Below are 12,982 nucleotides of genomic sequence, written 5' to 3' on the forward strand. Positions count from 1 at the left end.
ACAATCCCAACAACAAGCGCGACACATACGAACCGGCATGACATGCCCGGCTGATTTACTCTGCATCAGAGGATTTTGCGGATGAGCTGGTTCGATTTCGATTGGGTAGACGCCTTCAGTGATCGCGCCTTTGGCGGAAATGGCTGCGCCGTGGTTTTTGACGGCGCTGACTTGCCCGAGGATGTTTGCACGGCTTACGTGCGCGAGACCTCTCTGGCTGAATGTACTTTTACGGGGCCATCCGATGTGGCCGATATCCGGGTGCGTTACTATTTGGCCAGTCGGGAAATTCCCTTTGCCGGGCATCCCACGATTGCAACTGTCGCGGCGATGCGGTCCCGTGGCATGGTTGAAGGCGACACGCTGACGCTGGAAACTGGTGCGGGAATTGTCTCGATCCGACTGAACGGGGATGACATCGAGATGACGCAGGTCGCACCGCAATTCGGCAATCTTGTACCTGCGGGTCTGGTCGCCGCTTCGGTCAGTTTGCCTGAGGATGCGATTATCTCTCAGCCGCAGTTTGTCTCTACCGGGTTGCCCTTTTGCATTACGATTCTGCGCGATCACAAGGCTCTGCGCGCAGCGAAATTGAACCTTGAGATGTTGCGTAAAGTAGCAGCAGAGGCCGGGTTTTCTGGCACGGATATGGCAGAGCCGTTCCTTGTCACGCTGCAGGGTGCGACTGCGGTTGGCGATACGTTCTCGCGCTTGTTGATGGCGCCGCCCAGCCTGCCCGAAGACCCGTTTACCGGATCGGCCACCGGTGCCATGGCGGCTTATCTGTGGAAAAACGGGATGATGCCAAAGGACAGCTTTATCGCTGAACAGGGTCATGACATGGGGCGCCCGGGTCAGGCCGTTGTGACGCGTGTTGGCCCAAGCGATGCGATGACCGGTATCAAAGTCGCAGGGCGCGGTCATGTGCTGATGCGGGGGCAGGTTGATCTGCCCGAGACAACGCAATGACACGACCTGCCATCGCCATCCTGCCATATGGGCATCGGCTGGGGCCAAAACTGGCCTCGGTTCCGTTGTCTGAGCTGATCTGGCCCGAGGGTTGCCCGGATCGCCTGACTGGTAAGACGGTGGGTGATCTAAAGCGTACTGATCACCTGATCATGTACCCGAATTCGACTGTGCATCTGCGCCTGCGTCGCGGCACTCGCGCGCGGATTTCATTGATGATGGGCGAGCCTTCGGCCATTCACGCCAAACACGACCGGATGCTGCGCCACACTTGGCGGCGGTTCTTCCGGGTGCTGACCTTTCATGACGTGCTGCTACACAACATCCCGAATGCGGTGTTCTTGCCGTATGGCGTGACGATGGTGCCCGACTGGCAGGACCTGAAGGTCGAAAAAACCAAATCCTGCTCGCTGATTGCTTCGGCCAAGCGCGATCTTATCGGGCACCAGTTGCGCCATTCGGTGATCGACTGGGTGCGCGAGACCGGCGCGGATATTGATATTATGGGCCGGGGGTACACTCCGTTTGATCTCAAATCCGACGGGCTGGCGCCATACCGCTATTCCGTGGTGATCGAGAATGTGCGTGAGAAGAATTACTTTTCGGAAAAGTTGACGGACGCGATCTTGTGTTCCACGGTCCCGATCTATTGGGGTTGCCCGAATATCGACGATTTCTTCGATACCTCTGGCATGATCCTGTGCGAGACTAAAGAAGATATTCAACGCGCGATCCAATCCGCATCAGTCGAGGAATTCGCCGCGCGCCTGCCGCATCTGCAGGCGATCCAGCAACACGCAGCAGAATATGGGGATTTTGAGGGCAGGGCCGTGCGCCTTCTGCGCGCCGAACTGGACGCGACCCCGGATTAATCTTTGGACTCGGCAGGCGCCAGCCAGCCCTTAGGCAGGATTGGGCGGGCCTTGGGGTCAATCTCGTGCCGATCGCATAGCCGCTGTAGATACGATCCGCGGACCGGAAGACCGCCTGTGTTCTGCGCCATTAGCCGTTTTTGATGACCATAGACGTGGACGGAATGAACCGTGCCACCTTCAATCTGTGTGGTCGGGGTGAACGGGTCGTGCAATTTCCACAAATCATGCTTGGACAGAGGGTAAAACACCTCCGCTTGCATGGCATGGCTGTCCTCGTCGGTCTTGCGCAGGAAATGTGCAAAGGCTTTGGGGCCGGAGCTGCCCCAGGGCAGGCTCTCGATCCCCCAGGTCTCACCGTCCCGGATGCGTTGACGGTTGCGCCGGTGTAGCGGACCGCCCCGCCAGGGCTGGGTCGGGTTGGCTGCGGTCACAAAGTCCAGCATATGCGCTAGTGTTTCCGAGTCTGTTGGCAGGCGCAACACTCCGGTCAGGAAATTTCCGGTATGGGACTGTCCAAAGATATGTGGTGATGGAAAAACGAAGGGCCTGACGCAATAGGCGTCCAGATCGACCCAGATAAAATCGGTTTTCTGCATCAGCCGCAGACGAAAAATGTCGGAAAAAACTGCGACGCGCCGCCGGTCACCGGCAGGCATATCAAACGGCGCGGGCCAGAGGATATCACTGGCGGGCCGCAGCTCGGCCCCTGCGGGAACGCCTTCGATCTCGTGCCCGGTAAAAAGAATAAACCGGTGACCCCGATCCAGATAGGATTGGATGCACAGCACCTCTAGCCAACTTAGGTCTGATCCGAACCAGAAACTGGCGATGGTGGGCAGGGTAGGGGGCATAGGCGTGATGCGTCCAAATCAGGTCAGGCAAATGCACCAATTGGCCTGCGCCTTGTCAATCGAGCCCACAAAAAAACGGCCCCCGAAAGTCGGAGGCCGCCTGAATGGAATTGCCTGCGCTTAAGACGCGGCGATCAAACCCATGCTTTCTAGCTTGAGCAGCACCTGATGGGCGCAGTTGTCGACGTCGACATTTTCAGTCTCGACACTCAGTTCGGGGTTGGCCGGTACATCGTAGGGGTCGGAAATACCGGTGAATTCCTTGATCTTACCTTCGCGCGCCAGCTTGTACAGGCCCTTGCGGTCGCGGCGTTCGCATTCTTCGATGCTGGTCGCAACGTGGACTTCACAGAAGGCACCGAACTGTTCGATGTCTTCACGTACGGCGCGGCGGGTGGTGGCATAAGGCGCGATCGGGGCGCAAATGGCGATACCACCATTCTTGGTGATCTCGGAGGCCACGTAACCGATACGGCGAATGTTCAGGTCACGGTGTTCTTTCGAGAAACCCAGTTCAGATGACAGGTTCTTACGAACGATATCGCCATCCAGCAATGTAACCGGACGGCCACCCATCTCCATCAGCTTGACCATCAGCGCGTTCGCGATGGTGGATTTGCCCGAGCCCGAGAAACCGGTGAAGAAAACGGTAAAGCCCTGCTGGCTGCGCGGCGGCTTGGTCTTGCGCAGTTCTGCGACAACCTCGGGGAAGCTGAACCATTCGGGGATTTCCAGCCCTTCGGCCAGACGACGGCGCAATTCTGTTCCGCTGATGTTCAGGATCGTGACGTTGTCTTTATCGGCGATCTCGTCATTCGGCTCGTACTGGGCGCGCTCTTGCACATAGACCATATGTTTGAAATCGACCATTTCGACGCCAACTTCATCCTGGAACTGGCGGAACAGGTCCTGGGCGTCATATGGGCCATAAAAATCCTCACCAGCCGAGTTCTTACCCGGGCCTGCGTGGTCACGACCAACGATGAAGTGGGTGCAACCGTGGTTGGCGCGGATCAGACCGTGCCAGACCGCCTCGCGCGGGCCAGCCATGCGCATCGCCAGGTTCAGCAGGCTCATCGATGTAGTCGACGCCGGGTATTTGTCCAAGACGGCTTCGTAGCAGCGTACGCGGGTGAAGTGATCGACGTCGCCCGGTTTGGTCATGCCGACAACCGGGTGGATCAGCAGGTTAGCCTGCGCTTCTTTCGCGGCGCGGAAGGTCAGTTCCTGGTGCGCGCGGTGCAGGGGGTTGCGGGTTTGGAACGCAACGATGCGGCGCCAGCCCAGCTTGCGGAAATAGGCGCGCAACTCGTTCGGCGTGTCCCGGCGGCCACGGAAATCATAGTGAACCGGCTGTTGAATGCCGACTACGGGGCCACCCAGATAGACCTTGCCAGCCACGTTGTGCAGGTAGTTCACCGCCGGGTGCGCATCGTCATCGGCACCAAAGACCTTTTCGGCCTCGCGCGCTTTGTTCGGGGTCCAGCGGTCGGTCACGGTCATGGTGCCGAGAATGACACCTTCCTGATCGCGCAGGGCAATGTCCTGACCCAGTTCAACGGTGTCTGCGAAGTCTTCGCTGACGTCCAGCGTGATGGGCATCGGCCACAGGGTGCCGTCGGCCAGACGCATGTTTTCGACGACGTTGTCGTAGTCAGCTTCGCTGAGGAACCCTTTGAGAGGGTTGAACCCGCCATTCATCAGCAGTTCCAGATCGCAGATCTGACGCGGGCTCAGGTCCCAGCTGGTCAGGTCGGCAGCTTCCACTTTCAATTTCTGCGCCGACTCGTACGAAACGTACAGTTCGGGGATCGGAGCCAGATTGCTTAACATCGTCATAGGAATACTCTTGTCGCAGTGCGGTTTTATCGGTGATTCAGGGGTGCTTGTGGGGCATGTGCCCCGGCTGCTGGGCGAAGTCCATATACATTCACGAAATTAAGGACGATATGCGCGGTTTTTGTCCGGAATGGAAGGATTTTTCGCCTGACGCAGCTTTTCCCGACTTGTATCCCGCTGACACGCGCCTGTCGTGTGAAATCAGTACATCCGTTCCTAGGCGGCTTTAACTGTTGCAAGGTCCGCAGCCCGTGTCACCGGCAGCGCGGAAACCGGTTGCGTCACGCCGCGCAGCTCAAACGATTGCAGGCCAGCCAGATCGCCGTCATACCCAGCCGCCTGCAGCAATTCGGCCGAGACCAGGAGTTCCGCCCCAAGCGCCTTGGTCTGGCCTTCAAGACGGCTGGCCACGTTAACCGCGTCTCCGATGATTGTGCGCGCAGAACTGCCTGCAGCGCCGATTTCTCCCAGTACCAGATCGCCCAGATGCAGACCCATTCCGATGCGTATCCGGGGGCTGCCTTCGGTTTGAAGCTGTTGATTGAAATGCTCAAGCGCGCGGCTGACATCGGCGGCGGCCTTCAGCCCCGAACGGGCCGAATCTTTGGCTTTTGGGGTTTCGAACACGGCCAGCAAGCCGTCGCCCATGTATTTGTCGACCACTCCACCATCCGCCGTGATCGCCGGGACGATCGCATCAAAGAACCGATTCAGCAGGAACACGATGTCATAGGGCAACTGGCCCGTGGTCCGCGACGTGAACCCGCGCATATCCAGAAACAGAACCGCCAGCTTGCGTTCCTGCCCTTGGCTGGCATGGGCTCGTCCGCGTTTGCCATCAGAGCGGAACATCCGAAACGCGGTTAGGGGGGCGGTTGGCCGTATCTGACAGGCCAGCCGTGCGCCATTGGGGGCGCTGACGGCGGCAAGGCTGCGGGTTTCAACCTCGTCAGGGGCGGGCAGCTGATCCGCGCCATCCTCAATGATCACGCGGCAGGTGGTACAACGCCCCTTGCCCCCGCAGAGGGCGGTATGCGGAATGCCATTGGCCTGCGAAATCTCAAGCAGGGTCATGCCTTTTTCGGCTACGACCTCAGGGCCATCGACATACTTGACCCGGACCGAATGCCTGCGGCGCCACAGTTTGCGGATTGTAAATACCGCAAGCGAGGCTCCCAAGGCTATCCAGAAGGCCATCAACGCATTGTCTTTAACACTGAACATGACCTGAAAGGCCTCGGGCGTGGGCCAGTTGTAGTGTTCGATGTATTGATCGCGCAGGAACGGATCGGCAAAATCCGCCCAGAGGCGCCGCCCTTCGGTCAGCAGCCCGGCCAGCGCAAAGCTGGGCACAAATACCGCCAGACCGATCAAATAAGGCACCCATCTGGACCACCAGCGGGTCAGTCGCAGCCACATGTGCAGCCCAATGCAACTGTGGACCCAAACCACCAGCAACAGCAGGCTTTGCATCCAGATTGCTGAGTTGGGCCACATCAGAATTATGATGTATCCCATCTCGTCATTGACGTTATAGATTTCGTGGGCATAGCGCGTCTGCACGATATGCGAGATCAGTTGCAGCGGGATCAGCAAACCGAGGATGACCTGCAAGGCCGTGCTGAAGGGCATGCGTAGCGTCCGGCGTTGGCTGATGGAATAAAGCGCAAGGCCAAGATGGACAAACAGCGCCAAATACAGGATCACACTGCCAAGATCGTGCCGGGTGACAGCGTGACGGCCATCCTGCATTCCGTGCAGGTAATCGGTGTGGAACAGCCCCAGCCCGATATTGATGAAGTGAAAGAACGCAAAGGCGAACAGGGTAAGACCGCTGACGATCCTCAGCCGGGTTGCCCACCCGCCTTGCCATAAAACGCTTTTCAATCAAGCCACCTGTATTCGTCTTGCGTGTGCCCGATTCTGGTACGGTGGCGCGATTGGGTCAAGCTATGGTTGCGTATCGGACGGCATCCAAGGGACGGCTTGAGTATCAGCGTAAATCACAGTTGGGGATGGTGAGAACAACACGATATGGCTCAGCTCGGGGCGGGACCGAGAGCTGTAGATCATACCGTCAGCGCCCATGTCGCGGGCACGGTTGGAAAACTGCCACGTCGGCGAAACGCCTCGTTCTTCGTGGATATCCTGCCAGACAATCGACGCATCGGGTTGGCCCCTCAGATCGACCAGTCTTGCACCAGTAACTTGGGCTCGTTGCAAAACCCGCGGCGGATCGTCAGGCGAGACATACCGCCGAAGGGCAACCCCTGCGCCTTCGGCGCTGAGAGAGGCATAGAGTGCATTCTGCCCCGAATGATGAAAACGCCCCTCGGGCGCCCGAGCAGGGGCCAAAGGGGCGTCACTTTGGGAGAGAAACAGAATTCTCCAGACCGGGCCGGAGAATTCCAGCATCAGGTTATTCCTGTTCCGCCAGGAACCGCTCGGCATCCAGCGCGGCCATACAGCCCATACCGGCACTTGTGACGGCCTGACGATAGATGTGGTCGGTCAGATCGCCTGCTGCGAACACACCGGGCACAGAGGTTTCGGTCGAGCCCGGCTTGGTCACCACATAACCACCCATATGGGTTTCCAGCGAGTCCTTGACCAATTCGTTCGCCGGCGCGTGACCAATGGCGACAAAGACGCCTTTACAGGGAACCTCGGTGATCTCACCGGTTTTGACGTTCTTGACGCGCACGCCTTCAACACCCAGTGGGGAATCGGTGCCGATCACTTCTTCCAACTCGTGGAACCACATCGGCTCGATCTTTTCGTGCTTCAGCAAGCGGTCCTGCAGAATTTTCTCAGCTCGTAGTTCATCGCGTCGGTGAATCAGAGTGACCTTGCTGGCGAAATTGGTCAGGAACAGCGCCTCTTCCACGGCGGTGTTGCCGCCACCGATCACTACGATTTCCTGTCCGCGATAGAAAAAGCCGTCGCAGGTCGCACAGGCCGAAACACCAAAACCCTTGAACTTGTCTTCCGACGGCAGGCCCAGCCATTTGGCGCGCGCACCGGTGGCCAGAATGACCGCGTCCGCAGTATAAGTATTGCCGCTATCGCCTTTTGCGGTGAAGGGACGTTTGCTGATGTCCAGATCACTGATGATATCGCCGATGACCTCACAGCCCATCGCCTGGGCGTGTTCTTGCATCTTGATCATCAGATCAGGCCCCTGAACTTCGGTGAACCCGGGGTAATTTTCGACGTCTGTGGTTGTAGTCAACTGACCGCCGGGCTCGATTCCCTGAACCAGGATCGGTTCAAGCATTGCGCGGCTCGCGTAAACGCCCGCAGTGTAACCGGCCGGTCCCGATCCGATGATCAGAACCTTGGTGTGACGTGTCTCGCTCATGGTACCCCCAACTCGATCTGCCTGATTTGGGCGCGTGGCCCCTGGCGGATGGATATAGCGACCCCTGTGCCCCGCTTAAAGCCCCTTACTGATTTACGCTTGTCTGAGGCTGGGTAAATGACGGTTGAATAAGAACATTGAAAATAAACAATATTGCGCATTCACGAAAGATTATTGCGCATCTGCCGGGTGCTGATATAACAACCGAAAAATTCAGGAGTATTTGATGGTCGCGATACGGCTGGACGAGATTGACCGCAAGATTCTGGCGGAATTGCAGGCAGACGGTCGCATGACCAATGTCGAATTGGCAAAACGTGTGGGAATTTCCGCCCCACCTTGCCTGCGGCGCGTACGCACCCTTGAAGAATCAGGCCTGATCCGCGGCTACCATGCCGATGTAAATTCACGCGAGCTGGGGTTTGAGGTTCAGGTCTTTGCCATGGTCGGTCTGGAGAGTCAGGCCGAAGCCGAGTTGACCGCGTTCGAGGAACGCTGCCGCGAATGGCCCTTGGTCCGGGAATGCCACATGCTGAACGGCGAAGTGGATTTCATTCTGAAATGCGTTGCGCCTGACCTAAGTAGTTTTCAGCAGTTCCTGACCGGCAAGCTGCTGACCACGCCGAATGTGGCCAGCGTCAAGACATCGCTTGTTATTCGCGGCGCAAAAGACGAACCAGGCGTGCCATTCGACGTTCTTGAGGAACGCATGAGCCGGACGGCCTGAATTCCAGATATTTCGGGTGTGATTTCACCGGTGGCAGGAACGCTGCCACTGACACGTAAACCATCCAACTAAGTAACAACTGCATATTGCCCCCACATTGCAGAAATTGTTTTAAACTAGGCCGATATCGCGTCCACCTCGCCATCACCCGCGCGCGGCATGACCAATGGACCGAAATCGTTCAGCGATTCGATATGCGCGAACAGGTTCAGGTAAACCGACCGCAAGGACCGGCTGACTCTGCGAATAGCGTTTGTACCAGGGTGATAGGTTTCGAATTGCAGACCGTCGACTCGGATGACCGAGTGCCGTTTCAGGCAGATATGAAACAGTTCGACCGGTGTTGGTGGCAGGGTCTCGATGACGCTCATGCCGTCCTGAAATTCGTTAACCGGTGTAAGGACCTGATCGTCACCGTGCAGGTGCCGCAAATGTGCGGGCGTGCCCAGCAACCGGGCAGCAGGGCCAGCGATCACGCCAGACATTGGTTTTTGCATTCCGAATGTGTCGGCCATGATCCGCGTTAACGGGCGCGTCCGGCCCCGCGAATCCACGCGGCCAGGAATAAGGGTGACCGACCCTTTCCACAGCACCGTTTCCGACACTCCATCTTGTGTAAGGACCGTATCGCCAGGCAGCAAGTCTTCAATCGCCATCGGGCCAAGTTCTGTTTCAACCAACGCCCCACGGGTAAAAGCGCAGAATGCGTCCTCGAACATCGGCAGGGCTGGGGCGATATGGCGGGTTTGGACCACGTCGCCGTTTTTCATGAGCGTACTGACCTCATAGCGCCGGAGCTGCGCCTTGCGTTGTGTCGTCGGTCTTGGCGCCTCACGCAGCAATGCTGAGGTTTCAACAGCATTTTTGGCGGCGCGTGAAAAAGAATGTGGAATAGCCATTACAATTCCGTCCCCTCTATAAACCGCGCAGGCAGGCAATACCCCCGTACAGGCCAGCCTGATCGGTTATTTCCATGTCTTGGAAGAAAGCGGCGACACGCAGGGCGACAAAAACGCTGAGCGCTTTTCGCGACGGGTTTTCTTACATCATTGGTCAGCACATTGACCCCCCAGACAAACTCATACAAACGCAGGTGAAATTGCCCGCGCACACACGCCCCAAGACTGAACCGCGCAAAATATCGGCGGCCGGTCGCACATCGGCTCGGAGCACCCCTCCGTTGTGCGTCTTGCTTCCCGGAACCGGCAGCTTGGTTCGCGGGATGTTCATGATCAGCGTCGGGCCGCTAGGCGGCGCGCTACTCTGACCGAGTTGCTGGAAACCCGTTTCCACGGCATCTCCAGTTCTTGCTCTCTGGTGGCCACAAGTACGGCGCTTAGAAAGCGTGATTTCGTCTTCATTGTTGTGTCCTGCTCGCTTGGGGACTGACGTCCCTTTTCCTTCTGAGGCCTTAGGTTGCTCGGCCATTACGGCGGCGATAAGGCTGATCCGGGATGAATTCAGGACAAATGAAAGTTCGCGTTTCCTCTTTTCTAACCGGGTCACGCTCTACTGGAGAATCGGCTGATAAACACCTGAGAGCGGACAATAAATATCAAATTGTCGAGACACGAATAGATAGGAAAATTGTGGCGAAAAAGCGGCGAATTTGCCGCAATTCAGGCCCGTTCTTAAAGTTTTATGGCAGAAATAAGGCGGCCGTAGTCAGCCTCTTTCGCGTGGGTCGACCGGCGATACGAGTAGAATCTGTCGGGGTCAGAATAGGTGCAATGGCGTGTCCATTCGGCCTGTCCAACCCCCGCCTGGCGCAGCCTGTGCAGGCCAAAAGCAGGCAAGTCGAACAGCATCCTGTCGCCCGTCCCATTTGCAAAGAATTGCAGGTTTTTCGGGGAATCCGCGACGAAAGCGTCCAGAAATTCAGGCCCGACCTCATACGCCGCCTGCGAGATCGAAGGGCCGATTACCGCCACCGTGTTTTCCCGCTTTGCCCCCAAGGTTTCCATCGCGTCCAGTGTCGCCTCTAGAACCCCGTCCAAGGCGCCGCGCCAACCGGCATGTGCGGCCCCGATCACGTTTGCGTTAGAATCGGCAAACAGGACCGGCTGGCAGTCAGCCGTGAGAATCGTCAGCGCCAGGCCAGGGGTTGCCGTGACCACCGCGTCGGCTTTCGGTTTGTCACCGTTGATCGGAGCATCGACAGTCAGAACGGTGGGCGAGTGGACTTGATGAATGCCCACCAGGGCTTCCGGCGTGACGTCCATCGCCTGCGCCACCCGTTTACGGTTTACCGTGACAGCTTCGGTCTGATCGGATGAGCCATAGCCGCAGTTGAGGCCCGAAAAGATCCCCGATGACGCACCGCCGCGTCGGCTGAAGAACCCGTGGCGCACAGGGGCCAGTAAATCAGAGGTCAGAATTTCCAAGGTCATGGCTCCAATCCCGGAAGTGGCGCGGAAGGGGTAGGGTAGAGGCCCAGCACTTTGAACAGGTTTCCCATTTCCTCGGGGTGCGTCAACCGGCGATGTGCGGCAATCAGCGCTTCAAGCTCAGACCCGCCGAGGGGCGCGGCAAGGGCTTGTGCGCGGGTGGCAATTCCCAGCCGCTCCAGAAATACACCCTGTGTCGTCAGGCGCGAATGGGCGCATCCAGCGGCGCGGGTCGCCAGTGCCAGTGGTTCGAAATCCACATGTGCCGTCAGATCAACCTGACCGGGGTGAGCCAAAGGATCAGCGCGTTCATGTGCCAGCAGTGCTTGAAACGTGTCGCCAAGCGAATGCCAGTCGCCATAATCTACAATCAACCCTGCGCCGCCATGGGTGCCGATTCGCCCAGCGACCACGGTAATGATGGGAATGGCAGCGGCGCACAGTTCGACCAGATCACCATCAGCAGTGTCGTTCAGCCGATCCTTGAGGGCGATTTGATCTGCACGTGGACCCAACCCCCAGGTTAACGCAGTGCCATCGCGGCCAATCAACCGCTCGCGCCAGCCATCGTGGTCGCGCAGAAACTGTCGTATAGGCAGGGCGTCGAAGAACTCGTTTGCGACCAGAAACAATGGCGCTTCGGGCAGGTCGGCAACCGAGTCGATCCAGCGCGGGTTATGGTCCTTCAAAGTCTGCGCTTGTAAGTCACGCAGAGCAGGCGAGGCTTCAAGCAGCACGACCTCGGCGGCATCATTGAAGTCCGGCACGCGGGACGTGGCGCGCAGCATGTCGGCCATCAACGTGCCACGCCCTGGGCCAAGCTCGGCCAGTACAAAATGTTCGGGGTGGCCTTGATCCAGCCAACTTTGGGCTAGGGACAGGCCAATCAATTCTCCGAACATCTGGCTAATCTCGGGGGCAGTGATGAAATCGCCTTGTGTGCCCAGAGGGTCTCGGGTGGTGTAATAACCGAATGTCGGGTGCAGCAGGCATTCGGCCATGTAGTCGGCCACACTCATCGGGCCGTCCTGCGCAATACGCGCCAGCAGATGATCTTGCAGGCTCATGCCTTCGATCTTGCACGCAGGGCGAACCACAAGCCAAGGGCAATCATCGGCAGTGATAGCAATTGGCCCATCGTCAGACCATAGCCGCCCAAGTGCCAGGCCAGACCCAGCGGATTCCCCGCCGAGATAAACTGTGCGTCGGGCTGACGGAAGAATTCGACAATGAATCGAGAGGCACCATAGCCGGCCAGAAAGACCCCCATGACCAGGCCCGGCCTGTGAAACGCGCCACGCCGATAGGCGAGCCACAGCAGCAGGGCACCCAGAAACAGTCCCTCTAACGCCGCCTCGTAAAGCTGTGAGGGGTGCCGCGCGCACATCCCGGCGGCGACACCGGGGCAATCCTGAGCTGCCCCGCCGGGAAAGATCACGGCCCATGGCAATTCGCTGGGGCGCCCCCACAACTCGGCGTTGGTGAAATTCGCCAACCGTCCGAGCAATAGCCCCGGCGGCACTGTATGGGCGATCAGGTCGGCCATGGACAGAACCGGGATCTGATGACGCCGCGCGTATAGGTAAGAGGCGATCACTACCCCCAACAGCCCGCCATGGAACGCCATGCCACCTTGCCAGACCTTGAGAATCTCCAGCGGGTTCGAAAGGTAATAGGCGGGCTGGTAGAACAGTACGAACCCCAGGCGCCCGCCCAGAATCACGCCGAGGATGATCCAGGTTATCAGATCCTCAAGCTGTTCGGGCTTCATCGGGGGCGTCTTGTCGGGCCAAATGGCTGGGCGTCGCAGCGCCGCAATGCCCATCCGCCATGCAATAAGAATGCCAACGATATAAGCCAGCGCGTACCACCGCAGGGCGAACTCCATCCCAAACAATGAGATCGAGAACAACTCGGGTGACAGATCGGGGAAATTCAGAACAGCCTGCATGTGCGTCTCATTGCCCGGGGTT

At 58.2% G+C, this 12,982-nt stretch carries 13 protein-coding genes; 3 read left to right on the plus strand and 10 right to left on the minus strand.

What is annotated here, in order from left to right; genetic code table 11:
• Positions 1-81: 81 nt before the first annotated feature.
• Together AB1A64_RS10450 and AB1A64_RS10455 are read left to right on the plus strand one after the other, a co-directional pair.
• Positions 82-969: a PhzF family phenazine biosynthesis protein gene (locus AB1A64_RS10450; protein ID WP_366551356.1), complete on the plus strand. Its 888-nt coding sequence runs from the start codon at positions 82-84 to the stop codon at positions 967-969.
• On the plus strand, positions 966-1,841 hold the full coding sequence (locus AB1A64_RS10455) for a hypothetical protein (RefSeq protein ID WP_366551357.1): 876 nt from the start codon (positions 966-968) through the stop codon (positions 1,839-1,841). Before AB1A64_RS10450 ends, AB1A64_RS10455 begins: the two co-directional genes overlap by 4 nt.
• On the opposite strand, the gene AB1A64_RS10460 is transcribed toward AB1A64_RS10455, so the two are convergent.
• The 5 genes from AB1A64_RS10460 to trxB all read right to left on the minus strand — a co-directional run bounded on the left by AB1A64_RS10460 (position 1,838) and on the right by trxB (position 7,895).
• The gene (locus AB1A64_RS10460; RefSeq protein ID WP_366551358.1) at positions 1,838-2,695 is read right to left on the minus strand and encodes a hypothetical protein; all 858 of its coding nucleotides are present in this window, start codon (positions 2,693-2,695) and stop codon (positions 1,838-1,840) included. The two genes, AB1A64_RS10455 and AB1A64_RS10460, sit on opposite strands and share 4 nt — an antisense overlap.
• Positions 2,696-2,815: 120 nt before the next feature.
• On the minus strand, positions 2,816-4,534 hold the full coding sequence (locus AB1A64_RS10465; RefSeq protein WP_366551359.1) for a bifunctional sulfate adenylyltransferase/adenylylsulfate kinase: 1,719 nt from the start codon (positions 4,532-4,534) through the stop codon (positions 2,816-2,818).
• 216 nt (positions 4,535-4,750) lie between these two features.
• Positions 4,751-6,421 carry an adenylate/guanylate cyclase domain-containing protein gene (locus AB1A64_RS10470; protein ID WP_366551360.1) on the minus strand — a complete coding sequence of 557 codons (1,671 nt, stop codon included), beginning with the start codon at positions 6,419-6,421 and terminating at the stop codon, positions 4,751-4,753.
• A gap of 63 nt (positions 6,422-6,484) precedes the next feature.
• Complete coding sequence (locus AB1A64_RS10475) at positions 6,485-6,949, minus strand: RES family NAD+ phosphorylase (protein WP_366551361.1); 465 nt, start codon at positions 6,947-6,949, stop codon at positions 6,485-6,487.
• Positions 6,950-6,953: 4 nt separating this feature from the next.
• Positions 6,954-7,895, minus strand: a complete 942-nt coding sequence (trxB, locus tag AB1A64_RS10480) for a thioredoxin-disulfide reductase (protein WP_366551362.1) — start codon at positions 7,893-7,895, stop codon at positions 6,954-6,956.
• 226 nt (positions 7,896-8,121) lie between these two features.
• Here trxB and AB1A64_RS10485 point away from each other — a divergent pair, with 226 nt between their 5' ends.
• On the plus strand, positions 8,122-8,622 hold the full coding sequence (locus AB1A64_RS10485; protein WP_170347853.1) for an Lrp/AsnC family transcriptional regulator: 501 nt from the start codon (positions 8,122-8,124) through the stop codon (positions 8,620-8,622).
• 116 nt (positions 8,623-8,738) lie between these two features.
• Here the strand turns inward: AB1A64_RS10485 and AB1A64_RS10490 are convergent, their stop codons facing one another.
• The 5 genes from AB1A64_RS10490 to lgt all read right to left on the minus strand — a co-directional run bounded on the left by AB1A64_RS10490 (position 8,739) and on the right by lgt (position 12,960).
• Positions 8,739-9,521 (minus strand): Hint domain-containing protein, encoded by a 783-nt coding sequence (locus AB1A64_RS10490; RefSeq protein WP_366551363.1) that lies wholly within the window; start codon positions 9,519-9,521, stop codon positions 8,739-8,741.
• Between the two features lie 333 nt (positions 9,522-9,854).
• The gene (locus AB1A64_RS10495) at positions 9,855-9,983 is read right to left on the minus strand and encodes a hypothetical protein (RefSeq protein ID WP_366551364.1); all 129 of its coding nucleotides are present in this window, start codon (positions 9,981-9,983) and stop codon (positions 9,855-9,857) included.
• Between the two features lie 270 nt (positions 9,984-10,253).
• Positions 10,254-11,012 (minus strand): peptidoglycan editing factor PgeF, encoded by a 759-nt coding sequence (gene pgeF / locus AB1A64_RS10500; protein ID WP_366551365.1) that lies wholly within the window; start codon positions 11,010-11,012, stop codon positions 10,254-10,256.
• Positions 11,009-12,076 (minus strand): SAM-dependent methyltransferase, encoded by a 1,068-nt coding sequence (locus AB1A64_RS10505; protein ID WP_366551366.1) that lies wholly within the window; start codon positions 12,074-12,076, stop codon positions 11,009-11,011. Before AB1A64_RS10505 ends, pgeF begins: the two co-directional genes overlap by 4 nt.
• Positions 12,073-12,960: a prolipoprotein diacylglyceryl transferase gene (gene lgt / locus AB1A64_RS10510; RefSeq protein WP_366551367.1), complete on the minus strand. Its 888-nt coding sequence runs from the start codon at positions 12,958-12,960 to the stop codon at positions 12,073-12,075. The genes AB1A64_RS10505 and lgt overlap by 4 nt, the downstream gene beginning before the upstream one ends.
• Between the last annotated feature and the right edge of the window lie 22 nt (positions 12,961-12,982).

The sequence above is a fragment of the Ruegeria sp. ANG10 genome (assembly GCF_040705255.1).
Lineage (GTDB): Bacteria > Pseudomonadota > Alphaproteobacteria > Rhodobacterales > Rhodobacteraceae > Ruegeria.